Genomic DNA, 23313 nt, shown 5'->3' with positions numbered 1-23313 from the left:
GGCCGCGCGGGCCCGGGGACCGTGGCGTCGCCGAACCGGTGGCGCCGCTGCCGAGGGGCCGGCCCCTGACCGCGGAACAGTTCCGCGGCGCGCACCGGCTCGAACGCGAGGAGCCGCCGACGGCGGGAGCGGGGGCCGCGCGCCCCCTTCCTCTTTGGCGCCCAGAATGTACGGCCGTACTATTCGTTCAACTTCTACTGTTCGGGAGTCGTGTTGTGAGGATCGGTTTCGACGGCGATCAGGTCGAGGTGCCCGACGACCTGGGCCGGGCGCTGCTCGCGGCACTGCGCGAGCACAGGCCGGTCGAGCCGCCGCGGGCCGCCGGCTTCGAGGACCTCGCCGCTCTGGTCGCCCGGATCGGCCACGTCGTCCAGCACCTGACCGTGTTCAAGGAGTTGACGCTGTCCCGGGCGGACGCCACCAGCGGCTACTCCAACCGCCGCGCGCTGGGGACGGCGGCCGGAATGTCCCCCACGCAGCTGGGCCGGGTCCTGGAGGGCCACGGCCTGCCGCGGGACCGGCGCGCCGACGGCGTCAACCTGGTCGTCGCGTTCCGGACCACCGACGACGGTGTCCTGCACCTTGCGGGCGAGCCGGACGTGGCGGGCCTGCCCTCGTTCACGCTGCCCGCCGCGCCCGGGCCCGACGATGCGCCGGGCCAGGTGGGGACCGCCGTCCGGGAGCTGACCTTCTACTACCGTGCGCAGGTGCCGATCGCGGTGGCCGCCCTCGGGCGCAGCGCCGGCCACACCCTGCGCCACGCCGAGCGGGCCCTGGTCGCCTGCGTCACCGAGGACGTCTTCGACGCCCTGTTCGGCGACCCCCGCCTCGATGCGACCCGACCCAACGGCCGCTGAGGAGCAACGGCTCCGACGCCACGGAAGGCAAGCCCGCTGATGGACCGCAAGACGTACACCGCGAAGGTCGCCGAGCTGCGCCCGCTGCGCGAGGAGATCGCCAGGGCCGAGAAGGCGGTCGCGGCCGCGCAGGCCAACCTCGACCGGCTCGACCAGCAGCGCGCCCGCCGGATCAGCGAGCTCGCCGGCTACGAGGGCGCGAAGGCCGACGCCGTCGCGAAGGCCGCCGGGCTGTCGGTCGGCGACGTCGTGCGGATCGCCCCGCTGCTGGACCCGACCCCGGCCGCCGTCCGCGCCGCCAGGACCGACGACCGGGCCCCCGCCGCCGCGCCCGCCGCGTCGCCCGTGGCCGAGCCGGCCGCTGCGCCCGCCCCCGTCGCTGCGCCCGCCCCGTCGCCCGTGGCCGCCCCGTCGCCCGTGGCCGGTCCGGCCGCCGGGACCGCCGGCGCGCTCGCCCCGGCGCTGACCCGCCCGGCCCCCGGACCGGCCACCGGGGAGACAGAACCCGGCGTACAGGCCGACCCCGCCACGCCCCCGCAGGGCCGCGCCGCCGCCGAGCGCTCTGCCCCGGCCGCCCCGGCCGTCGAGGACCAGGCCGCGGTCGAGGAGCCGATCGCGGTCGAGGACCAGGCCGTCGCCGGGCAGCCCGTCCCCGCCGCTCCCGCTGCTCCCGCTGCTCCCGCTGCTCCCGCGCCGGTCGTTCCGACGCTTCCCGTCGTTGCGGCCGAGGCCGGCCCGCGCGAGCTGCCCGCCCTCCCGGAGGGCGCGGCCGGTGCCCGGTTCGAGGCGGTGACCACCGGCCTGGTCTCCAAGCGCCCCAACTTCGTCCAGCAGGCCCGCTCCACCGTGTTCCTGGACGTGGCGGCCGGGACGCTCGCCGTGCGCGACCGGACCGTGCGCCTCGACCTCGGCGCCCGCACGCCCGGAGAGATCCTGGACGCCGTCCTGGCCGCTGCGCCCGGCACCGAACGCATCTACATCACCGCCGGCGCCCCCTGGCACGACGGCGCCGAACGCTACAGCACCCTCAAGGACGCGGTCGCCGCCTGGCTGAACACCCCCTGCGAGCGGTGGACCACCGCCGTCGGGAGCGGCCGCGACAAGCTCGCCGGGCACTTCGTCCACCAGCGCCAGCCCGTCGGCCGCTACGCCCCCGCCGCCGCCCCCGACAGCGCCACCACCGAGATCCGCTCGATGGGGGAGTGGTTCGATGCGGACGGCGCCGACGTGACGACCTGCCGGGACGCCTTCCGGCTGCTGTGGCAGGCGCTGCGCCGCCACTGGGACGACGCCGTCCTCATGGGCTCGCCGTCGCAGACCGGGCGGGACCTGTGGTCGCGCACGATCCCGACCACCGGCAGGTGGGCCGGCGGCTACCCGGTCCTGTCGGAGGAGCTGCGCGCCCTGCTGCACGCCACCGGCGGCCAGGGCCGCACCGAGCTGCTCCTGCCGCCGCGCGTGCCGCAGCAGCTGCCCGCGCTGGTGGAGTACGACCGCACCTTCGCCTACGCCAAACACCTGTGGAAGTCCCCGGTCGGCGTCCCGCGCCGCATCACCGCGCACGCGTTCGCGGCGATGACGGAGGCGGAGCAGACGAAGGCCCTGATGTCCTGCTCGCACTGGAACATCAAGGTGACCGTCCCGCAGGGGTGGAACCACGTCGGCCTGCTCCCGGCCCCCGTGACCGGTGACCGCGCCTGGATCTACCCCTCGCAGCCCGGCGCCACGTTCACCACCTGGGCGGGCGGCGCCGAGGTCCACCTGGCCCTCGCGAACCACATCGCACCGTGGCGGATCGAGATCCTGGGCGGCCTGCTGTTCGAGGACGGCAAGCCGCTCGACGAGTGGGGCAAGCGCCTGAGGGCCGCGTGGGCGGACCTGACCAACCTCTCCCGCGCCCACGGCGACGAACGCCAGCGGCAGGCGGCCCACCTCGCCTCCCGCGCCGTGCGCGCGGTGCTGCTGTTCGGCCTGGGCGGCTTCGCCCAGCGCCCGCGCCTGGTCTCCGGCACCACCCCCCTCGGAGAGGCGCTCCCCGCCGGGGTGGAGATCCTCGGCCAGGACGACACGGTGGTCACCTGGCAGCGCCAGGCCGGCTTCTCCCGCGACCCCTACGCCCACCCCGAATGGGCCGCCTACGTGTGGTCAGGGGCCCGCGCCGCACTGCTGCACACGCAGTACCGCCAGGGCAAGGAGATCGTCGGTACCGCCGGCGCCCTGCACGCCAGGCCCGGTACGGTCGTGTACTTCGGCACCGACGGCATCGCCCTGACCGAGCGCCGGCCCTGGCCCTACCGCGGCGAGGTCGGCGACTACCTCCTCAAGGGCCACCTCACCGGCCCCGTCGAGCACCCGACCTCCCAGGAGCAGTACCTGAGGCTGCGCGCCCTGGGCCGTACCGAACTCGCCGCCGCCGAGAAGAGGGGCGACCAGTGAGCCCGGCCGACCCGGACCACCCGAACGAGGCCGCCCGCCTCACCCAGCAGCTGATCGACCAGGGCTTCACCAGGCGTCAGGTCGCCAGGATGCTCGGCCGCGACGCCTCCCTGGTCTCCCAGTTCTTCACCAAGGGCAAGGGCGCCAGCATGGTCGGCGCGCTGCGCCAGCTGGTGCGGGCGGTCCGCGGCGGCGAACGCGACGAGGAGACCCTGTCCGGGATCGCCGGGGCGAACACCACCCGCCGCCGCACCAGGACCGGCCACAAGGCGCGGGTGCGGGGCAAGGACGTGATCGGCACCCCGGGCGGGTCGATGGCGGGCCGCGCCGGCCGGCAGGCCATCAGGTCCGGCGCCGCGCACCTGGCCGCCGTGATCCACGCGGCCGCGCAGGCGGACGGGCGGGTCGCGCTGACGGTGCGCATGCGCGCCCGCTACTTCACCCTGGCGGCCGGCTCCCGACAGGACTCGCCCGGCATCCGGCGCGGCGTCGTGCCCCGCGCGGACGGCACGGAGGAGCGCACCTACGGCTCCTCCGCCACCGGCGGCTTCCCCGCCACCGAGTGGTCCCGGCGGGTGGCCGACGCCCACGGCGACGTCGTCCACGCCGTGCTCACCTGGCTGGTGGAGAGCGGCCGCGCCGTCGAGGACGCCGAGATCGTCTACCTGGAGATCCGCACCTGGACCCCCGACGGCCACCACAGCACCCGGGTCCTCGTCAACGAGTAGCACCCCGGGTCCACCTCCGACGGCCCCGGGCCCGCCCCTGACGGCCCTGTGCCCGCCTCCGACGCACGAAGGACCCCCGTGACCGACCGCCCCGACCCGGGCCGCCCCCTCGGGACCCGCACCGCCTACCGGCTCGCCGACGCCGCCGGCCTGTTCGCCTGCGCGACCGGATCGCCCGGGCCGTTCCGTCCGACTTCGACCAGGACCGCCTGGACGAACAGCCCGGCGACGTCATCGCCGACCTGACGGCGCTGCGCAAGGCGCGATTCCGCACCTGCCCCCGCTGACCCGCCGCGCCCGCCCGGCCGCACGGCACCCCGCCTTCCCGCGACCCGGCCGACGAAGGAGAACACCCGCGCCGTGGACACCACGACCACCACCACCGCCGTCGAGGACGTACCGGCCGCACTGCGCGCCGCGGCCGGGCAGCCGCTCCCGGCACCGCTGTCCGCCACCGCGGTGAACCCGCTGCCGCTGCACCGGTTCCAGAAGGACGCGGTCGCGGCCGCCGTGCGCGAGGTGAAGGACGGCGGCCGCGCCACGGTGGTCGCGGCGACCGGCTCCGGCAAGACCCTCGTCGCGGCCGGCTGCGCCCGGCGCCTGGCCGCCCGGGGGCGGGTACTGGTGCTGGTGCCGACGATCGAACTGCTGGAGCAGACCGCCGAAGCCTGGTCCACGAAGGGCGCCCGCCGCGGCCTGGCGGTCGCGGCGTGCTCGCGCCAGGAGGCGCTGGAGAGCGCGGAGGCCGGCGGCCGGATCCACGCCCGGGTGTCCACGCAGGCGCCGCGGATCGCCGACCTGGTCGCCGCCGGGAAGACCGGCGAGCCGGTCACCGTGTACGCCACCTACGCGAGCCTGGAGCGCATCGTCCGGGCCCACCGCGACTTCGGCCTGCCCGAGTGGGACCTGGTCGTGATCGACGAGGCCCACCGCACCGCCGGCGCCCAGGGCAAGGCGTGGGCGGCCGTGCACGTCGACGACCAGGTCCCCGCCACGCGCCGCCTGTACTTCACCGCCACCCCGCGGATCGCCGACGACCGGCGCGCGAAGGACGACCCGGCCGACCTCGCCGGCGCCGACGGCCGGGCGCTGCCCGCGCTGTGCTCCATGGACGACGAGCGCGTCTTCGGCAGGACCGTGTTCACCTGGACCCTCGGCCAGGGCATCGAGCACGGCTACCTCGCCGACTACCGCGTCCTCGTCCCGGTCGTCACGGACGAGGACCTGCGCGAACTCCTCAACCTCCCCGCCGTCGCCGACCTCCGCTCGCAGCGCAGCAACGAGGAACTGCTGCGCCTGGCCCTGCAGATCGCGCTGCTGCGCGCGGTCGCCGACCTGGGCCTGCGACGGGTCATCACCTTCCACTCCCGGGTCACGGCGGCCCGCGAGTTCGCGAACACCCTGCCGGACGCCTCCGCGTTGCTGCCCGACGCGGACCGTCCGGAGCGGATCCGGGCGAAGGCGGTGGCGGGCACCGACCGGCTCAGGGACCGCCGCGCCGCGTTCGCCGAGTTCAAGGCCCACACCGGCGAGGACGGCGAGGAGTGCGGCATCCTCGCCAACGCCCGCCTCCTGTCGGAAGGCATCGACGTCGCCGCCGTGGACGCGATCTGCTTCGCCGACCCCAAGAGCTCGGTCATCGACATCGTCCAGGCCGTCGGCCGCGCGCTGCGCCAGTCCTACCGGCAGGGCAAGGTGTCCTGGGTCGTCATCCCTGTGTACCTGCCCACCCCCGGGACGGGCGACGACACCGCCACCGCCGACCCGGCCGAGGTCCACGACGCCGGCGAGGCGGTGAAGGCGGAGGCCGACGCCGAGATCGAGGCCAGCTCGTTCCGCACGATCTGGCGGGTTCTGCGGGCGCTGGCGGCGCACGACGCCCGGGTGGTCGGCCGGATCACCGAGCTGCGCGGCACCCGCTCGCAGGGCACCGCGCACACCACCGCGGCCACGTCGCCCGAGGACGAGACCGTCGAAGCCGATGAGCAGCCGGCCCCGGTCGAGTCGCCGGTCGAGTCGCCGATCGAGTGGCTCAGGATCGACGCCCGCCGGCACGCCGCCCGGATCCTGCGGACCGTGAAGCTGCGCGCGTTCAACCCGCGCGCGCTCGAGTGGCAGCGCATGCACGCCGTCGCAGCCGTGTTCCACCTGCGGCACGGCCACCTGGATCCCACCGACAGGACCGAGCACGCCGAGCTGGTCTCCTGGCTCGCCCGCCAGCGCCACCTGAACGGCCAGCACCTGCTGGACGCCGCCCGCGTCTCGGAGCTGGAGGCGCTCGGCATGATCTGGTCGAAGAACGCGGGCGCCTGGGAACGCGGGGCCGCCTACGCCGCCGCGTTCCACCACCGGCACGGCCACCTCGCCGTCCCGGCGACCGCGAAGCTCGACGACTACGCGGTGGGCGCCTGGATGCGCCGCCAGCGCAAGGCCGCGGGCCTCACCCCCGACCAGGCGGCGAAGCTCGACGCCCTGGACGAGCTGTGGCGCCTGGAGCCGGACTGGAACCGCTCCTACCGCCGCCTGCTCGCCTACCTCGCCGCCGGCGGCACCCTCACCGGCCCCGTCAACCGCACCGGTCTCGCCGACGACCCCACCTTCCGCCCCGGCACCTGGCTGCGCAAACAGGACAGAGCCCGCACCGACGGCAGGCTGACCGAGCACCAGGCCGCGCTCCTGGACGCCCTGCACCGGCGCCCCGGGACCGTCACGGGCTGACCCGCCCCGCACGACGCCGCACTCCCGGCCCGTGGAGGGGCCGCGGGGCCGTCGTCCGCGGTCCCACCCGCCAACACGTGGCGGCGCCGGTGCCGCGCACCCGGGCGTGCGGGCCCGCGTCGGGGGCACCGGGGGAGCGGCCGGTCGGCCGCTCCCGTCGGACGTCGACGCCCCGGGCGGGGTGGCGGGTCAGTGTGCGCTGGCCCAGTAGGCGGCGAGCGGGCGGTTGCCCTGCGGTGCGGCGACGGCCCGCAGGACGTCGCTCTGGCCGAGGACGAGGTGCCGTACCGGTTCGGACAGCGCGGCCAGGCGTTCTCCCGCGGTGATCAGGTCGAGGCAGGCGGTGATCTCCCAGTCCGCGTCCTGGAGTGCGCCGGTGTCGACCGGTCCGCCGCCGTCCGCCGTCCAGCCGGCCCCGGGCAGGAGCCGCAGCAGTGCCTCGCGGGAGAAGGGTGTGCGGATGTTGCCCTCGCCGTGCGAGCCCGCGGCCTCGATCTGGCCCTGGACCAGTACGGCGAGCAGGTGTGCCAGCTGGTCGCCGCTGGAGGGGGTCAGGTCCCACTCGGTGAACCACAGCCGCCGTGCCCAGGGCCGCACCCGGGCCAGCGTGTCGCGCAGTTGCCCGGGCGAGGCGAAGTACCAGGAGCAGTGGGCGAGCACGACGTGGTCGAAGGCGTCGCGGGGGAAGTCGACCGAGGGGTCGAGGACATCGGTGCCGAAGCGGAAGTCGATGCGCGGCCCGAGCGGGCCCGCCGCGAGCCGGGCCGCCGATTGCCCGAGTGTGACCGGCGCCCCGTAGGACGGAGCGGCGACATCGACGGCCACCACGCGTCCCCGGGGTCCGACGGCCTCCGCGAGGACGGCGGTCATGTCGCCCTGTCCGCAGCCCAGTTCGAGGACGGTGGACCCGGGCCCGATGTCCCAGTCCTCCACGAGCGACGCACGGTGGCGGGTCTGTGCCAGCTGGGCGTGCGGGCTGTGGTCGGCGGCGGCCATGGCCTTCGCGAGCGACGGAATCCTGGCGCGGAGGTCGAAGTGCTTCACACAATCCTCGGGGGCTGTTCGGCGGACCGGTCACGAGGAGCGTACGAGACGCCCCCGGGCGGCGCCTGCGATTTCCCGCCCGGGTCCCGCGCACGACAGCACCGGCCCCGCATCCCCCGCATCCCCCGCCGGCCCCCGCGGACCCCACAGCCCCCGCGGCCCCCCAGTACCCGCTCCCACCTGCAGAATCGACGGACGTGTGACGCGCACACATCCGCGTACTTCGGGGCTGTTTCGTCTTCGTGTCCACATGTCTGGACCACTGGTGCCCACGTGTCGCTCGCACACAGACTTGGCCTCTGCACCACAGTGCAAGCACCCCCCCTGGACCGAAAGAGCGCCACCCCATGCTCAGCTCCGCCAGACCCGGCACCTCCCGGCCGCGCCCGCCGTCCCCCGCGGGGAGGTGGCATCCGTGCTCCGGTACGTGACACGCAGGGCAGCGGGCTGGTTCCTGGTGATCGCGGTGGCCACCAACGCCACGTACTTCCTCGCCAGTTCCTTCCTCGACCCGCGCTCGAACTTCAAGGAGCTGCGCCCGGTCCGCACCGACGAACAGGTCTCCCGCGCCCTGGCCCCCTACAACCTCGACCCGCACGAGCCGCTGCTCCACCGTTGGTGGGACTGGCTGAGCGGGGTGGTCCTGCGCTTCGACTGGGGCCGCTCCCCGGTCGGGGTGGAGGTCAACGGGGAGATCGGCCACCGCTCCCTCGTCAGCGCCCAGTTGGTGATCGGCGCCACGCTCCTGTCCGTCGTCGTCGGTGTCGCGCTCGCCGTCCACACCGCCTCGCGCCAGTACGGCTGGCGGGACCGGGCCGCCCAGGCCCTGTCCATGGCGCTGTTCAACGTCCCGGTGTCCGTCGCCGCACTCGCCCTGGTCCTGCTCGCCATCCGGCTGAACGAACAGGCCGGCTGGCACTTCCTGTACGTCGCGGGCGAGAGGTCCCCGGACGTGGAGGGATTCTGGGCCACGCTCGGCGACCGCGCGGCGCACCTGGTCCTGCCGACACTGACGCTCACCCTGACGGGGTACGTGGGCCACCACCTCACCCAGCGCTCCCTGCTGCTGGACGTGATCGGCTCCGACTTCGTGCGCACCGCCCGGGCCACCGGGCTCACCCGTGCCCAGGCGATCCGCCGGCACGCCCTGCGCACCGCCCTGATCCCCACCGCCCAGTCCGTGGCGTTCAGCATCCCGGCCGTCTTCACCGGCGCCGTCCTCACCGAGACCGTCTTCGGCTGGAACGGCATGGGCCAGTACTTCGTCCAGACCATCAACAAGAACGACGTGCACGGCACCGTGGCGACCGCCGCCTTCGCCGCCGCCCTGACCGCGATCGGCGCGATCCTCGCGGACATCACCACCGTTCTCCTGGACCCGAGAGTGCGGGTGAGCTGAGATGGGCACCCCCGTGAGCCCCGACCCGACCCCCGACGGCATCCCCGCCACCACCACAGTCACCGCTGCTGCTGCCGCCGCCACCACCGTCACAGCCCCCGCCGCCGCTCCCGGCCCGGTCGCCGGCCCGGCCGCCGAGCGGCCGCCCACCGGGCACGACGGGCGCTACCTCGGCCGCCGCCGCCTCTACCTGCGCCGCTTTTGGCGCAACCGGACGGCCGTCGCCGGCGTGGCGATCCTCCTGCTGCTCGTGCTCTTCAGCGCCTTCGGCCAACTCCTCACCCCCTACCACTTCTCCGACACCGACTTCTCGGCCCTGACCCAGGCCCCCGGCACCGAGCACTTGTTCGGCACCAACCAGGGCGGCAACGACGTCTACGCCTCGGCCGCGCACGGCCTCCAGCGCTCGCTGGTGATCGCGGTGAGCGTCTCCGTCCTGACCGTCGCCGTCTCCGCCGTCGTGGGCGCGGGCGCCGCCTACCTCGGGGGCCGCACGGAGAAGGCCACCCTCGCCCTCATCCACTTCCTGCTGATCGTGCCCTCCTTCCTCGTCCTCGCCCTGGTCTCGCACAAGCTGGCGGGCGACTGGCGGGTCCTCGTCCTCGTCCTGACGGTGTTCGGCTGGATGTCCACCGCCCGCGTCGTCTGGTCGGTGTCGACGTCCCTGCGCGAGCGGGACTACGTCCTGGCCGCGGAGTTCATGGGCGTGCACCCCCTGCGCATCGTCCTGCGCCACATCGTCCCCAACCTGGGCTCCCTGCTCATCGTCAACCTCACCCTGGGAGTGGTCTCCACCGTCCTCAGCGAGAGCGCCCTGTCCTTCCTCGGCTTCGGCGTCCAGACCCCGGACGTCTCGCTGGGCACGATGCTCGCCGACGGCGCGGGCACCATCACCAGCGCCCCCTGGCTCTTCGCCTTCCCTGCCGCCCTGACCGTGCTGCTCACCGTCTCGATGACCTTCGTCGGCGACGGCCTGCGCGACGCCCTCGACCCCACGTCCACCACCGGCGCGGCCGGAGGCCGACGATGACCCTCGCACCCGCCCGCCCCACCGGCCCCGAGAACCCCGGCCCCGGCCCCGAGAGGCCCGGCCCCGAGAACCCCGGGCCCGGGAGCGGCCCCGGTCCCGCCCGGCCCGCACCCGTCCTGTCCGTACGTGACCTGCGCGTCTCCTTCCCCTCCGAGCAAGGACCGGTCCAGGCCGTGCGCGGCGTCGACTTCGACCTCCTGCCCGGGCGCACCCTGGGCATCGTCGGCGAGTCCGGCTCCGGCAAGTCCGCCACCGCCCTCGCCCTCATGGGCCTGCTGCCACCCGCCGCCCACCTCGAGGGCCGGATCCTGCTGGGCGGGCGCGACCTGGCGGCCATGGACGACACCCGACTCGCCCGCATCCGCGGCAAGGACATCGGCATGGTCTTCCAGGACCCGATGTCCGCCCTCACCCCCGTCCTCAGCGTCGGCCGGCTGCTCTCCCAGGCCCTGCGCGTGCACCAGGACCTGTCCAGGAAGGACGCCTGGGAACAGGCGGTCCAACTGCTCGACCTGGTCGGCATCCCCGACCCGCGCGAACGCGCCAAGGCCTTCCCGCACGAGTTCTCCGGCGGCATGCGCCAACGCGTCGTCATCGCCCTGGCCATCGCCAACAAACCCTCGGTCCTCGTCGCCGACGAACCCACCACCGCCCTCGACGTCACCGTCCAGGCCCAGATCCTGGAGGTCCTGCGCCTGGCCCAGCGCGAGAGCGGCGCCGCCCTCGTCCTCATCACCCACGACCTGGGCGTGGTCGCCGGCCACGCCGACGACGTCGCCGTCATGTACGCCGGACGGATCGTCGAACACGCGGGCGTCGACGAACTCTTCGCCCGCCCCACCATGCCCTACACCGCCCGGCTGCTGGCCGCCGTCCCCACCGCCGGCAGCGGCGTCCAGCGGCCCCTGCTCCCGATCGCCGGCGAGCCGCCCTCCCCGGTCGCCCTGCCCGCCGGCTGCGCCTTCGCACCGCGCTGCGCGGTGGCCCGCGACGTCTGCCGCACCACCGAACCGGACCTGACCGCACCCGCCGGGCGGCCCGGGCGCGTCGCCTGCCACCGCGCGCAGGAGATCGCCGACGGCACCCTGGACCCGGCCGGGCCCGCCGGGTCCGCCGTTGCCCTCACCCCGGACCGCGCAGCAGCGCGGCGCACCCCGGGCGAGGTGGTCCTGCGCGTCGAGGACCTGGTCAAGACGTTCCCCGTCACCAGGGGCGCCCTCCTCAAACGCCGCACGGGCACCCTGCACGCGGTCAACGGCGTCGGCTTCGAGGTGCGTGCGGGCGAGACCCTCGCCCTGGTGGGGGAGTCCGGCAGCGGCAAGACCACCACGCTGCGCGAGGTGCTGCGCCTGCGCGCCCCCGAGGGCGGCCGGATCGAGGTGGCGGGCACCGACGTCGCCACGCTGCGCTCGGCGGCGCAGGTGCGGGAGCTGCGGAGCGAGGTCCAGATCGTCCTCCAGGACCCGACGGACGCCCTGGACCCCCGGCTGACCGTCTTCGACCTGCTGGCCGAACCGCTGCGGGCCGCCGGCGCCGACCGCACGGCCGTGCGCTCGCGCATCCCGCGGCTCCTGGACCTGGTGGGACTGGACCGCGCCGTGGGCGACCGCTTCCCCGCCGCCCTGTCCGGCGGCCAGCGCCAGCGGGTCGGCATCGCCCGCGCCCTGGCGCGCGAGCCGAGGCTGCTGGTCCTGGACGAGCCGCTGTCCGCCCTGGACGTCTCCGTGCAGGCCGAGATCGTCAACCTGCTCGTGCGGCTGAAGCGCGAACTCGCCCTGGCCTACCTCGTGGTGGCGCACGACCTGGCCGTGGTGCGGTACTTCTCCGACCGGATCGCGGTGATGTACCTCGGACACATCGTCGAGTCCGGCGCCACCGAGGAGATCTTCGCCCGGCCGCGGCACCCGTACACCAGGGCCCTGCTGTCGGCGGTCCCGCTGCCCGACCCGCAGCGCGAGCGCCGTCGCGAGCGCATCGTCCTTCGGGGCGAGCAGCCCAGCGCCGCCCGGCTGCCGGCGGGCTGCGTGTTCGTCGACCGCTGCCCGCTCCACCGCGAGGCCGACGAGAGCGTGCGCACCCGCTGCCGCACCGAACGGCCCTCGACCGTCGGCGCGCCGGACGGCTCCGACCACCGGTACGCCTGCCACGCGCTCTGACCTGCGCCCCTTTTCCTCACCCGCTCCCCGCCTGTCACCCGCCCGCGCCCCCTTCCCCGGCCCGCGCGCCCCCTTCCCCTTCCCCTTTTTCCCTTCCCACCAAGGACATCCCGTGCGTCGTCAGCTCGCCCTGCCCCTCGCGCTGGCCGCGGCCGTCTCGGTCGCCGCCACCGCCTGCTCCTCCTCGCCGTCCTCGGGCGACTCCTCGGGGAAGCAGACCCGCAACGCCGCCGAGGTCGCCTCCTCGGTCACCGACTACAACCCCCAGCCCTACGAGAACCTCAAGGACGGCGGCACCTACACCACCGCGGGCACCTTCGACGAGCAGGGCAACCCCTTCAACGTCAACGGCACCCTCAACGCGCTGCGGATCTGGTCCTGGTACAACGCCGACGCCATCACGTACTCGCCCACCGGCGAGGTGCAGTACAACCCGGACTACTACAGCGACGTGAAGGTCTCCGTCGAGGGCGGCGACCAGAAGGTCGTCATCACCCTCAACCCGAAGGCGGCCTTCAACGACGGCACCCCGATCGACTGGCGTGCCGTCGAGGCCACCTGGAAGGCCAACAACGGCTCGGACAAGGAGTACGCGGCCTCCTCCACCGACGGCTACGACCGCATCACCTCCGTCACCCGGGGCGCGGACGCCAAGCAGGCGGTTATCGCCTTCAAGGGTGTCAACGCCTCCTGGTCCGCGCTGTTCACCACCTTCCTGCACCCCCAGGCCGCGACCGTCGAGAACTTCAACAAGGCGTACGTCAAGACGGCCCACCCCGAATGGGGCGCCGGGCCCTACACCGTGGGCACCTGGGACGCCCAGTCCGGCAACATCACCTTCGTGCGCAACCCCGCCTGGTGGGGCCGCAAGGGCAAGCTCGACAAGCGCGTCTACGTCAACCTCGAGCGCGCCGCCTCGGTCAACGCCTTCAAGAACGGCGAGATCGACTACGTCCCGGTCGGGGACGCGGAGAACCTCAAGCAGGTGAAGGCCGTCAAGGACGCCGAGGTCCGCAGCGGCGGCAGCCCCTTCGAGTACGCGCTGTACCTCAACACCAAGTCCCCGTTCCTGGGCGACGTCCAGGTCCGCGAGGCGGTGCAGAAGAGCATCGACCGCTCCCAGATCACGAAGATCCGCTTCCAGGGCCTCGACTACAGCGAGCCGCTGCCGGGCTCGGCGGTCCTCTACAGCTTCCAGCAGGGCTACCAGGACAACGTCTCCGCCGTACTGGCGTACGACCCCGAGCAGGCGCGCAAGGCCCTGGACGAGGCCGGCTGGAAGCCCGGGAGCGACGGCATCCGCGCCAAGGACGGCAAGGAACTCGAACTCGGCTACACCCTGCTCGGCGACGACCCCGTCGAGAAGGCCGTCTCCGGGGCGTTCACCGCGATGCTCAAGGCCGTCGGCGTGCGGCTGAACGTCAACAAGGTCTCCTCGAACGACTTCTCCAAGGTCCTCAGCGAGCGCCGCTTCGACCTGTTCATCTCCGGCAACCGCTCGACGGACCCCTTCGGCGCGCGTTCCCTGTGCGACTTCTACTGCTCGGACCGCGAGTCGAACATCACCGGGGCCGGCACCCCCGAACTCGACCGGGAGATCCGCGCCACCGGCGACATCGCCGACCTCGGCCAGCAGATCGAGGCCGTCAACAAGCTCGAGCAGAAGGCGCTGCAGCAGTACTCCCTGCTGCCCCTCTACAGCGGACCCTCCACCTACGGCCTGCGCAAGGGACTCGCCAACGTCGGCGCCACCATCTTCCACAGCCCGCTGCCCGAGACCATCGGCTGGCAGAAGTAGCACCGCCGGCCCGCCGCCCCTCGCCACCCCGGCGGCGACCGCCCCGCCCCCGCCCCCGGATCCCGGTGGCGGGGCGGTGCGCGACGTCAGTCGCGGTACTCGCAGAGGTAGGCGCTCTCCACCGCGCTCCTGACCTGGAACCTGCTGTCGGCCGGGACGTCGAACCGCTCGCCGGCCCGGAAGGTCTCCCACCGGTCGGAGCCGGGCAGCCTGACGCTCAGCGCGCCGCTGACCACGTGCATGATCTCCCGCTTCGCGGTACCGAACTCGTAGTCACCGGGCGCCATGACGCCCACGGTCGCCGGACCTTCCTCCGCCGTGAAGGCGACCGACTTCACCGCACCGTCGAAGTACTCGTTGACCTTGAACATCGGCATCCTCTCGGGAGACGGGCAGACAAGGGGGGCACCCCGCCCCTCGCGGGCCGGCCCCCGGAGAGGGAAGGCTACCGGCAGCCGCCACCGGCCCTGCGCGCAGGCCGCAGCCGCGACCGACCACCCTCCCCCCAGGCCGGGCAGGCACCGGTACGCGGCCCCGGCCGGCTGCGCCCGGGCGCCGGAGCGGGACCGGCTGCGGAAACGGCTGAGGTCCGTCGCGTGCGCCGAGCGGTCGGTGACCGCGCCCGGCTGCGACGCGGTGAACAGCGGCGGTTCCCGGTACCGGGCTCCTGGGGTGGTGGGTCTGCCGGAAGGCAGGGGCAACCCACGCACCCGGCCGGCCCAGGAGGTCTCGACGGCGACGACGAACGGCGGTGGTGACGCTCCCTCACCCGCCGCGGTGGAGGTGGTCCTCGGGGCGCGGTGCGCGGCGGTGCTCACGGAGCTCCGGCGCGCGGACGGGAAGGCCGCCGCGCTTCGGGTTCCGGGGGGTCGGGGAGCATGTCGCGCGTTCGGTTCGATGTCAGTCGTCCTCGGGCCGGACGCGGCCGCCGCGGGCGCAGGCCAGCACCGTCGTGGCCGCGGCGTTGAGGAAGAGCATGAATCCCCAGGCCCGATCCGCTGTGCTGATCAGGCCGATGCGCAAGGGCTCGTCGGCTGCTTGTTCGAGGATCCCAACGGTCTCGGTGAGGCCGAGCGTCGCGACTCCGCGCCTGCGGGCGGTCCGCAGACGGCGCCGGTAGACGCCGAAGTGCTGGTTGGCGGGGATCAGGCTGTCCCAGACCGTGAAGGCGCCCCCGGAGAGCAGGGCCTCGCGTGCGGGGCCGCAGGCCGGTGTCTGGTCGGCGAGCATCTCGGCGAGGTCGTCGCGTGTCATGCGACAGATCCTGCCGGGCGTTGCTCGACCGGCCAACTGAAATGCGCTCACCACCGTCCTCCGCACACCTGCCCCGACAACAGCGAAGCACCCTCGTGCCGACACCACCGCCGATCCCGCCCGCTTCCGCTTCGCCGGCTGCGACCCCGGCCGGGTTCCTCGCCCGCGACCGGCACCGGCAGACCACCGGCGGGCACCCGCGAACCCCGCTCCTCCGCCTTCTCATTGATCCTCTTCCTGGCCGTGCTCGTCGCCCAGGCAGCCGGTTCGGCAGGGAGCACGGTCGGGGCCGCTGCCCTGTATCTCGTGTTCGCTCTTCCCTTTTCCGGTGTCGTCCGGTGGCTTTCGCGCCGGTGGCCCGGCCAATGGGCCCTGGATCGGTCCGGTCCGAAGTGCCCCTGCGGTTCGATGCCCTGTCGGCCGGGACCAGGTCCCGGTGGCGCCGTCGCCCGTCGCCGCCCGGGCCCTGACCGTGCCAACGGGGACCGACGCCGGCCGGTGGAACGAGCCCGGGATTCGTGCGGTCATGATGCCCAGGCCCGCTGCCGGCGCCCACGGCCGGAAGGGGCCGGACCGCGGCGCGGGCCTTTCGCCGGGCGGGTCTGTCGGCGGTGGTTCGTAGGGTGCGTGCGTGAACATTGATGATCTTTCCTGGCAGGCGCGACACCACGGCGGCATCTACCCGCGGTTGGCGCGGACCCTCGTCGACCTGGGGGAGACGGAGCTGCTGATCGGAGCGGCGCGGGAGCGCGGCGACTGGATCGGCACGCAGGCCGCGGCCCGGGCGCTGTGCGCGGCCGGGGACACCGACCGGGCGGCGGCCCTGGTGGCCCCGTTCAGGGAGATCGGATGGCGCGAGGCCGACTGGGCCACCGCAGAGATCATGATCGTTCGGGGCGAGGGCGAGGAGGCGCTCGCGACGGTGCGCCCGGACGCGGCCGCACTCGGCGACGGCCACGTGTGCGCCCGCTACGCCGGGCTGGCGGCGACGGCAGGGCGGGCCGACGAGGCGATCGACGTGCTCGCACCCCATCTCGGGGAGTCCTGGCTCCGCTCCCGCCTGGTCGAGGTGACCGAGGGCCAAGGCCGCGACGACCGGGTGCTGCACCTGCTCACGCGGGAGGCGGAGCACATGGAGCACAAGGACAGCGAAGGGTGCGGACGGTGCGGGCAGGCGTGCCGGGCGTCCCGCACGGACCGGTGGGACGTGCTGCTCCTGATCTCCCAAGTCCTGGAACGCGCCGGGCGGGCGCAGGAGGCCGTCGAGGTCGTGCGCACCGAGACGGCCTCGGGCCGGCGCCATCCCCTCAACTTCCCCGAGCACTACGCGCAGCTCCTCGCCCGGCAGGGGCTGATCGAGGAACTGCGGGCCCTCGCCGAGGCGGAGCACCGCGCCGCCTTCGCCGTGTACGCGAAGGCGCTGGAGGACACCGGGCGCGCCCTGGAGGCGGAGGCCCTGCTGCGCGAGGCGATCGAGGCCCACGACGACCCGAACGACCGCGCGGCGCTGATGCGACTCCTGGTGCGCCAGGCCAGGATCGACGAGGCGGTGGAAGCAGGCCGGCCGACCTACGACTACTACGACTGCTGGAACTTCCTGCACTGGGCGCTGGAACTGCTCGTCGGCGACGGCCGGCCCGGCCGGGCCCTCGAACTCCTGGACGGGCTCACCGGCGCGTGGGCCGAGGGGCATCCGGACCAGGTCCTCGACCTGCGGCTGTGGCTGCTGGGCGAGGCGGGCCGCTGCGAGGAGGCCGTCGCACAGGCCACCGCCCTCGACGAGAAGGAGCCGGGCGAGTGGGACCTGCGCCTGGCACGGCTGCTGGAGCGGGACGGACGGCTGGAGGAGGCCCTGGCCCTGCTCCGCACCTCCACCCAGCGCTCGGCCGTCTACGACCTGGTCGACATGCTGCTCGAGCACGGCCGCCCGGCCGAGGCCCTCGCATCCGTCCCCACGATCGCCGAGAAGCGCGCGGCCCACGAACAGCGGGAGGCGGCGGCACGGCGGCCGCAGGACGACCCCTGGGCCGTGCCGGACGGGTACGCCTCGCAGCCCCCGTTCTAGGAAGTGCGGCGGCAAGACGCCTCCGTCGCGCCCGCGACCGCCCCAGCAGCCGGGGGCGCCCCGGCCCGTGCGGCCGGCGGCACGGCGTCCCGGGAACGGACAGCCCGGACACAGCCGCTGCGACCCGGGACGCACCACCAGAGGGATGGCATGTTCGCGGCCGAAAAATCGCAGGTCGAACCCCTGGCCACCGCCGCTCGGCAGGTCTACTGTTCCCCGCACGGCGGCCCCACCACAGCACCACCGGGCCGCCGGCCAGAGCAGCTGCGCCATGTCCCCGGCGCTGCTGGCCCCACGGCCGGGCCCCGCGGACCAACCCCCCTACGTCCCCGGGCCCGGCCCCTTCACGCCCCTCGGGGGCACCCGTCCGAGGGCTCGCGTGCGCGGGCGGTGGCCTGTGCGCGGTGGAGGGTGCCTGCCCCGCAGGCTCCTCTCCCGTACCCGATGACGCGTCGTCCGCTCCCGACGACCTGATCGAGCTCCAGCCGGGGTGCGGGCCGCGCAGCGTGCGGCCCGGACAAGGCCCGTTGGCCGCACCTGGACGAGCCGAGCGCCTCGTCGCCCGCTCGCGCGAGCGGATCGACCACCGGGACCACGACGACGGCCGGGACGACGACGCCGTCCCGGGGAAGACACATGTCCCGCGAGGCGAAGCCCCGACCGTCCCTTCCCCGGTCGAGCAGCCGTCCGCCCCCGCCCCTGCTCCCGTCTCCGGGCCCGAGCAGGCGGACACCGGGCCGGTGCCGGCCCGGCGCTCGGCGACCGAGGCGGCCGTGCAGGCCCGCCGGGAGGCCTGCACCGACCCCGAGATCCGCTTCGACTTCCCCGACCTCCTGGACGACCTCGAGCCCACCATCGGCCCCGGCCGGGAACTCGGCTCCTGGCTCACCCCCGACGCCAAGGACATCCTCCAGCTGCGCCTCGACAGCACACCGATCGGCTGGACCGCGCCCCTGTCCGACGGGCCGTGGGGACAGGCCGGCTGGATCGCCCTCCTCCACCAACCCGGCGGCGCCGGGCTCCTCGTCGACAACCTCTCCCGCCCCAAGACCCACCCCACCGCGGACCTCGCGCTCGACGCCGGCCTGCGCACCCACCGGACCAGGGGTGGTCCCATCGGCGCCCTCCGCCTCACCGGCTGCGACAACATCGCCGCCGCCCTGCGCACCCACCGGACCAGGGGTGGTCCCATCGGCGCCCTCCGCCTCACCGGCTGCGACAACATCGCCGCCGCCCTGCGCAAACACGGCCGAGACGCCACCTGGCCACTCGACACCCTCGGCATCACGTGATCAGACCGGACAGACCCTCTGACGACGGCGCCGCGGGGCTTGGCACGACCGCCGGGAGAGTGCACGTGATCGACGCGGGAACGGCCGCGGGGGGCCGGGGGCGGTGGGGTCTGCTCAGGAAGTGACTGCGGGAACGAGGTGGTCGAGTCCCTGCGCACTGCTCGTCGCGGCCTCGATCGAGCGCGGCAGCATGATGCTCTCGTAGGCGTGGACGGCGTCGTCGATGCCGGGTTCGGTGACGAGGGCGTGGGCGAGGTCGGAGCCGTCGAGCATCGCGAGATTGGCGCCCAGCCCGGCCGGGGGCATCAGGTGCGCGGCATCGCCGAGCAGCGTGACGCCGGCAACGTGCTGCCAGGTGTGCGGGGCGGGCAGGACGAACAGGGGCCGGTTGGTGAACCCGCTGTCGCTGTTGCGCAGGACGTAGCGCAGGCTCTCGTCCCAGTCGTCGAACATCCTCAGCAGGTGCGCGCGTACGGCCCGCTGGTCGCCGAGGTCGATACCGGCGGCCGTGTGCCAGTCCTGCGGCGTGCGGAGCGCGATGTAGGCGTGGATGCGGCCGTTGCTGTTGCGCTGGGCGACCAGGGACCTGCCGGCGCCCTTCGCCAGCATCGATCCGCTGCCGACCAGCCGCGCGAGGTCGGGATGGCGGGTGTCGCAGTCGTCGAATCCGGTCTCGAGGAAGGTGACGCCGGTGTAGCGGGGTGCGGCGTGCGACAGGGCCGGGCGGACGCGCGACCAGGCGCCGTCGGCGCCGACCACCAGGTCGAAGTCCTCGGTGGCGCCGTCGGCGAAGAGCAGTCGGCAGGTGCCGTCCGCGAGGGGGGTGACCGTGCTGACGGCGCGGTCCCAGCGCACCGTTCCCTCGGTGAGCGAGTCCAGGAGCAGTTCGCGCAGTTGGCCGCGGTCGATCTCGGGCCGGCCGCCGGCGGCGGAGGGCCCCTGGTGCGCCAGGAGCGCGGCGTCGGTGAAGTCGAGCACGCGCCACTCCTCTCCTTCGGGGCGGGCGAGGGTGTGGAACGTGTCGAGGAGCCCCGCCGCCCGCAGGGCGCTCTGGCCGGTGTCGGCGTGCAGGTCGAGGGTGCCGCCCTGCGGGCGGGCGTCGGCGGAGGCCTCGCGTTCGAAGACGGTGGCGGAGCGGCCGTGCTGCTGCAGGACCCGGGCGCAGGCGAGGCCGCCCGGGCCGGCGCCGACGATCGCGATGCGGGGATCACGAGCAGAGTTCATGGGAGTGTCCCTCGGGAGGTGGGTGAGCCGCGGGGAGGGCCGGCACCATCAAGAAAGCACACTCGCAAAATAAGTGCAATGACTAAACTTTCGAAGTCGCTGCATCTTGGGATATCGTGGGCGAGTGACCGAACCGACCGGGCGCCGCGAGCGCAAGAAGGCCCAGACGCGCCAGTCCCTGGCCGACGCCGCACTCGAACTCTTCCTCGAACGCGGCTACGACCAGGTCGGCGTCAAGGACGTCGCCGACGCCGCGGACGTCTCGGTGACCACTCTGTTCAAGCACTTCCCCAGCAAGGAAGCCCTGGTCTTCGACCAGGACGACGACCTTGAAGCAGCGCTCGTCGCCGCCGTGCGCGACCGCACCCCGGGCCAGTCGATCCCCCAGGCGCTGCGCGAGCACATCCTGCTGAAACAGACCCAGTTCGCCGTCCACACCACGGACCCGCGGTTCGCCGACTTCACGCGCATGGTGCAGGAGACCCCCGCGCTGCGCGACTACGCCCACCGCATGTGGACGCGCCACGAAGCGGCCCTGGCGCGAGCCATTACCGAGGCTGCAGGTGCCCCCGAGGACGACATCAGCTGCGCCGCACTGGCCCGTTTCGCCCTTGAGGCCCGCGGCCTCGTCCTGCGGCACGCCGAGCCGAACCGCGCCGCCGACGAGGCCTTCGCGCTGCTCGAACACGGCTGGGCGGCCTCCCGCCCGGGCAGCTGACCCGCTCTGCGCGGAGCCCTGGTGTGCGTGGACGCGTTGCGCGTCCCACAGGCTCAACCCGAGCAACTACGCTGCCACGCAGGCCACCCGAACCGGCATCCAGCCGGACAGAACCTCTGAACGACACCGCCCTGGGGAGTACTCGGGGGCGTTCCTCGAATCCGCAGGGCCCGCTGTCACGAAGTTCCCGCCGCGGTCGATGCCAAGGATTCGGGCCGCCCAGGGCTGCCGGCAACCCTCTTCCTTCCCTTCTTCGAGCTGTTGGTGGTTGGTGGTGCAGTGGGGTACGGCGGGCTCGGGTCCACCGCCGTGGTCATCGCCGCCCCCGCTCCGCCGCCGGTGGGGCCCTCCCCTTTTCCCGGCCGGGGAGGCCGGGCGCCTCCCTGCGGTCGGCCACGGACAGCAGTCGGCGGGTGCGGCGGGGGTGGGGAACGCGCCGTGTGCGTTCCCCACCCCCGCGGCCCCGTTCGTCCGGGCGGTAGCGCCTGGGCCTACCACCGGTACCAGCGGCCGCGGCCGCCGGATGCGCCGGTACTGCGGGCCACGAAGCCGAGCAGCCACACCACCAGCACCACGACCGCCACCCACCACAGGGCCTTCAGCGCGAAGCCGGCACCGAAGAGGAGCAGGGCCAGCAGCAGAACAAGAAGAAGGGGAACCATCTCGACCTCCACAGTCAGTGTCGGCGATCCGGCTGCCCCGGCCCGCAGCGAATATTCGGGGGAATCTTCCGGGCGGGCCGGGGCAGGCGTTGCGTCGACAGCTTCGACGAACCGGAGGTACGCATGAGCACCGGCGACAAGATCGGGAACATCGCAGAGAAGGCCAAGGGCGCGGTCAAGGAAGGCGCCGGCAAGATGACCGGCAATGAGCGTCTGGAGGCCGAAGGCAGGGCCGACCAGGTCGAGGGCGACGTGAAGCAGGCGGGCGAGAAGGTCAAGGACGCCTTCAAGCACTGAACGGGCCTCGGGCTCGCCCGGCCTCGAACACCGAACGGCCGGACCCCTCTCCCCGGGGTCCGGCCGTTCGGTGCTCGTGCCACCGTGCCGGGCCTTCGGGCCCCGGCAGCCCGCGCCGGGAAGCCCTCGTGGAAGGACCGCCCGCCGTGGCGCGCCACCCGATCACCGCTGCGCGGCAGCCTGTTCCTCGGCCGGGTCGTCGATGTGCCGCAGCCGACGGCGGGCGGCGACCCGGTCCGCGCCGAAAAGCCGGCCCAGTACTCGTCCGCCCGCACCGGACACGAGCCTGCCGTTCGGCCTCCTCCCGGGCGGAGGCGACCAGCTGCTCCTCGCTGGGACCGCGCCGGGCGGCTTCCGGATCACCGCTTCACGAAGGCGGCGAGGCGAGGAAGGCGCGGCGCTCGGCCTGCACGACCGCCGGCGCCCGCTGCGCACCGACCCGGACGGTCGGGACGCTCGAAGGTCTCCCGCGTGACCGGGCCCGAAATTGTCGGGGCGGGGCGCCCGCGCGCCCCGCCGCTCTGTTCGGCCGTGCCGGGGTGGCGGGTTTCTGTCAGGCGGGTACGCCGCCTGTTGCCCCGTGGCTGTCGGCCGCGTGGTGCTGCGAGGTGTCCGGGCCGGTCTGCGTAGGCCGGTGGCCGGCCGGGCCGAAGGGGCCGGCTGCCGGGGTTCGCGTCGGTTGCGGCGGGCGGTGCGCAGGGTCTGGGGGTGTGGGGGAGGCCTGTGGGGGCCAGGGTCGGTGGGTCAGGTCGTGGTGGAGGGTGTCGAGTCTGGTCAGGCAGGTGTCGAGGGTGGCGATGGCGGCGCTGCTCTGTTCGCGGATGCGGTGTTCGATGGCGGCGAGCCGGTCCTCGATGTGCTGCCAGCGGTCTTCGGTGGTGGCGAGGGGGTCAGGTGCGTCGTCGGTCGCTGTCATGGCGCAGGCTGTCCGTGTGCTGGGTGAGTTCGTCGAGGCGGGCGGCGAGGTCGGGGTGACCTGGGCGGCGAGGACGCGCAGGTCGGCGGCGTGGTCGCGGGCCCAGGCGGTGACGGTGCGTTCCGCGGCCCGCCGGTCGCGCACGGCCTTGACGCGTTCCGCTCCGGTGGCGGCCCCGTCCGCTCTCCTGCCGGTGGGCCGCAGGCGCAGATAGCGGTTCTCGGCGGCCTGGCGACTGGCGACGCCCATGGGACGGGCGAGGTCGGCCCAGGTGGCGCCGCCCTCGCGGGCGTTCTCCACCAGGCCCGCCTCCCAGCCCGCGAGCTCGGTGCGCAGTTCGCGCAGCAGCACCAGGGCGGCCAGGGCCGGCTCGGGGCCCTCGTCCCGTGCACCGGCGCCGGGCCGGGGACGGGCGTCGCGGGCGGTGCGGACGGCGTCGTCGATGGCGGCGAGCGCGGCGGCGGCGGCGAGGAAGGAGGCCGGTCCGGCAGGTGGGGCGCCGCCGCCGGCGGGGTCGGGGTGTCTGCCCATGAGTGTCACTCCTCTGGTGACTCGGGTGTTTGTCATCGGATGGATGACATGCTAGAACAGTTTCAGGTGAAGCGCACTGGCTCCCATTCGATCAGTGGAGGTGTTTCGCGATGCTGATGCGCACTGACCCGTTCCGCGAACTGGACCGGCTGACCCAGCAGTTCCTGGGCACGAACGGAACCTGGTCC

At 74.1% G+C, this 23313-nt stretch carries 19 protein-coding genes and 1 pseudogene; 14 read left to right on the top strand and 6 right to left on the bottom strand.

The genetic code is table 11. The features are described 5' to 3' along the window. The first annotated feature begins 215 nt into the window (after nucleotides 1-215). The 5 genes from IF01_RS0139720 to IF01_RS0139700 all read left to right on the top strand — a co-directional run bounded on the left by IF01_RS0139720 (nucleotide 216) and on the right by IF01_RS0139700 (nucleotide 6739). A complete protein-coding gene (locus IF01_RS0139720; RefSeq protein WP_030398514.1) occupies nucleotides 216-857 on the top strand; it encodes a hypothetical protein in 642 nt (213 codons plus the stop codon). Nucleotides 858-896: 39 nt separating this feature from the next. Further along, on the top strand, nucleotides 897-3293 hold the full coding sequence (locus IF01_RS49485; protein WP_037782983.1) for a hypothetical protein: 2397 nt from the start codon (nucleotides 897-899) through the stop codon (nucleotides 3291-3293). Beyond that, on the top strand, nucleotides 3290-4021 hold the full coding sequence (locus IF01_RS0139710) for a hypothetical protein (protein ID WP_030398512.1): 732 nt from the start codon (nucleotides 3290-3292) through the stop codon (nucleotides 4019-4021). The genes IF01_RS49485 and IF01_RS0139710 overlap by 4 nt, the downstream gene beginning before the upstream one ends. A 78-nt stretch (nucleotides 4022-4099) precedes the next feature. After that, the gene (locus IF01_RS48815; RefSeq protein WP_157855490.1) at nucleotides 4100-4267 is read left to right on the top strand and encodes a hypothetical protein; all 168 of its coding nucleotides are present in this window, start codon (nucleotides 4100-4102) and stop codon (nucleotides 4265-4267) included. Nucleotides 4268-4381: 114 nt separating this feature from the next. Next, nucleotides 4382-6739: a DEAD/DEAH box helicase gene (locus IF01_RS0139700; RefSeq protein WP_051757160.1), complete on the top strand. Its 2358-nt coding sequence runs from the start codon at nucleotides 4382-4384 to the stop codon at nucleotides 6737-6739. A 189-nt stretch (nucleotides 6740-6928) separates the two neighbouring features. On the opposite strand, the gene IF01_RS0139695 is transcribed toward IF01_RS0139700, so the two are convergent. Next, nucleotides 6929-7735, bottom strand: a complete 807-nt coding sequence (locus tag IF01_RS0139695; protein WP_051757162.1) for a class I SAM-dependent methyltransferase — start codon at nucleotides 7733-7735, stop codon at nucleotides 6929-6931. A gap of 463 nt (nucleotides 7736-8198) precedes the next feature. Here IF01_RS0139695 and IF01_RS0139690 point away from each other — a divergent pair, with 463 nt between their 5' ends. From IF01_RS0139690 to IF01_RS0139675, 4 genes are all read left to right on the top strand, one after another. Further along, nucleotides 8199-9182 carry an ABC transporter permease subunit gene (locus IF01_RS0139690; RefSeq protein ID WP_030398509.1) on the top strand — a complete coding sequence of 328 codons (984 nt, stop codon included), beginning with the start codon at nucleotides 8199-8201 and terminating at the stop codon, nucleotides 9180-9182. A gap of 1 nt (nucleotide 9183) precedes the next feature. Continuing rightward, a complete protein-coding gene (locus tag IF01_RS0139685; RefSeq protein WP_078880740.1) occupies nucleotides 9184-10212 on the top strand; it encodes an ABC transporter permease in 1029 nt (342 codons plus the stop codon). Beyond that, entirely contained in the window at nucleotides 10209-12368 is a 2160-nt protein-coding gene (locus IF01_RS0139680) for a dipeptide ABC transporter ATP-binding protein (RefSeq protein ID WP_078880739.1), read from the top strand. The genes IF01_RS0139685 and IF01_RS0139680 overlap by 4 nt, the downstream gene beginning before the upstream one ends. 112 nt (nucleotides 12369-12480) lie before the next feature. Further along, the gene (locus IF01_RS0139675; protein ID WP_279617298.1) at nucleotides 12481-14166 is read left to right on the top strand and encodes an ABC transporter family substrate-binding protein; all 1686 of its coding nucleotides are present in this window, start codon (nucleotides 12481-12483) and stop codon (nucleotides 14164-14166) included. A gap of 86 nt (nucleotides 14167-14252) precedes the next feature. Here IF01_RS0139675 and ppnP read toward each other — a convergent pair whose 3' ends face one another. After that, nucleotides 14253-14537 carry a pyrimidine/purine nucleoside phosphorylase gene (ppnP, locus tag IF01_RS0139670; protein WP_030398505.1) on the bottom strand — a complete coding sequence of 95 codons (285 nt, stop codon included), beginning with the start codon at nucleotides 14535-14537 and terminating at the stop codon, nucleotides 14253-14255. 529 nt (nucleotides 14538-15066) lie between these two features. After that, on the bottom strand, nucleotides 15067-15420 hold the full coding sequence (locus IF01_RS0139665; RefSeq protein ID WP_030398504.1) for a hypothetical protein: 354 nt from the start codon (nucleotides 15418-15420) through the stop codon (nucleotides 15067-15069). 631 nt (nucleotides 15421-16051) lie between these two features. Here IF01_RS0139665 and IF01_RS0139655 point away from each other — a divergent pair. After that, complete coding sequence (locus IF01_RS0139655) at nucleotides 16052-17485, top strand: tetratricopeptide repeat protein (protein WP_157855489.1); 1434 nt, start codon at nucleotides 16052-16054, stop codon at nucleotides 17483-17485. Nucleotides 17486-18012: 527 nt separating this feature from the next. Next, complete coding sequence (locus IF01_RS47225) at nucleotides 18013-18777, top strand: hypothetical protein (protein ID WP_030398502.1); 765 nt, start codon at nucleotides 18013-18015, stop codon at nucleotides 18775-18777. 114 nt (nucleotides 18778-18891) lie between these two features. Here the strand turns inward: IF01_RS47225 and IF01_RS0139645 are convergent, their stop codons facing one another. Further along, nucleotides 18892-20001: an FAD-dependent oxidoreductase gene (locus IF01_RS0139645; protein WP_030398501.1), complete on the bottom strand. Its 1110-nt coding sequence runs from the start codon at nucleotides 19999-20001 to the stop codon at nucleotides 18892-18894. Nucleotides 20002-20125: 124 nt separating this feature from the next. Between IF01_RS0139645 and IF01_RS0139640 the strand changes: the two genes are divergently transcribed. After that, the gene (locus IF01_RS0139640; RefSeq protein ID WP_030398500.1) at nucleotides 20126-20719 is read left to right on the top strand and encodes a TetR/AcrR family transcriptional regulator; all 594 of its coding nucleotides are present in this window, start codon (nucleotides 20126-20128) and stop codon (nucleotides 20717-20719) included. A 491-nt stretch (nucleotides 20720-21210) separates the two neighbouring features. Here IF01_RS0139640 and IF01_RS0139635 read toward each other — a convergent pair whose 3' ends face one another. After that, complete coding sequence (locus tag IF01_RS0139635) at nucleotides 21211-21381, bottom strand: DUF5670 family protein (protein WP_030398499.1); 171 nt, start codon at nucleotides 21379-21381, stop codon at nucleotides 21211-21213. Nucleotides 21382-21504: 123 nt separating this feature from the next. On the opposite strand from IF01_RS0139635, the gene IF01_RS0139630 reads away from it, so the two are divergent. Next, nucleotides 21505-21678: a CsbD family protein gene (locus tag IF01_RS0139630; RefSeq protein WP_030398498.1), complete on the top strand. Its 174-nt coding sequence runs from the start codon at nucleotides 21505-21507 to the stop codon at nucleotides 21676-21678. A 553-nt stretch (nucleotides 21679-22231) separates the two neighbouring features. On the opposite strand, the gene IF01_RS51690 is transcribed toward IF01_RS0139630, so the two are convergent. Next, nucleotides 22232-23125 (bottom strand): hypothetical protein, encoded by an 894-nt coding sequence (locus tag IF01_RS51690; RefSeq protein WP_051757157.1) that lies wholly within the window; start codon nucleotides 23123-23125, stop codon nucleotides 22232-22234. A 110-nt stretch (nucleotides 23126-23235) separates the two neighbouring features. Here IF01_RS51690 and IF01_RS50690 point away from each other — a divergent pair. Continuing rightward, nucleotides 23236-23313: pseudogene (locus IF01_RS50690) on the top strand (Hsp20/alpha crystallin family protein); the annotation flags it as partial.

Source organism: Kitasatospora purpeofusca, assembly GCF_000718025.1.
Lineage (GTDB): Bacteria > Actinomycetota > Actinomycetes > Streptomycetales > Streptomycetaceae > Kitasatospora > Kitasatospora purpeofusca.
This window is presented reverse-complemented; position numbering and strand designations above follow the sequence as displayed.

Coding starts and splice junctions, on each gene's coding strand:
- IF01_RS0139665 (WP_030398504.1), bottom strand. CDS start 15,420: ATGACACGCGACGACCTCGCCGAGATGCTCGCCGACCAGACACCGGCC.
- IF01_RS0139645 (WP_030398501.1), bottom strand. CDS start 20,001: ATGAACTCTGCTCGTGATCCCCGCATCGCGATCGTCGGCGCCGGCCCG.
- IF01_RS0139685 (WP_078880740.1), top strand. CDS start 9,184: ATGGGCACCCCCGTGAGCCCCGACCCGACCCCCGACGGCATCCCCGCC.
- IF01_RS0139695 (WP_051757162.1), bottom strand. CDS start 7,735: ATGGCCGCCGCCGACCACAGCCCGCACGCCCAGCTGGCACAGACCCGC.
- IF01_RS51690 (WP_051757157.1), bottom strand. CDS start 23,125: ATGGGCAGACACCCCGACCCCGCCGGCGGCGGCGCCCCACCTGCCGGA.
- IF01_RS0139635 (WP_030398499.1), bottom strand. CDS start 21,381: ATGGTTCCCCTTCTTCTTGTTCTGCTGCTGGCCCTGCTCCTCTTCGGT.
- IF01_RS0139630 (WP_030398498.1), top strand. CDS start 21,505: ATGAGCACCGGCGACAAGATCGGGAACATCGCAGAGAAGGCCAAGGGC.
- IF01_RS49485 (WP_037782983.1), top strand. CDS start 897: ATGGACCGCAAGACGTACACCGCGAAGGTCGCCGAGCTGCGCCCGCTG.
- ppnP (WP_030398505.1), bottom strand. CDS start 14,537: ATGTTCAAGGTCAACGAGTACTTCGACGGTGCGGTGAAGTCGGTCGCC.
- IF01_RS0139680 (WP_078880739.1), top strand. CDS start 10,209: ATGACCCTCGCACCCGCCCGCCCCACCGGCCCCGAGAACCCCGGCCCC.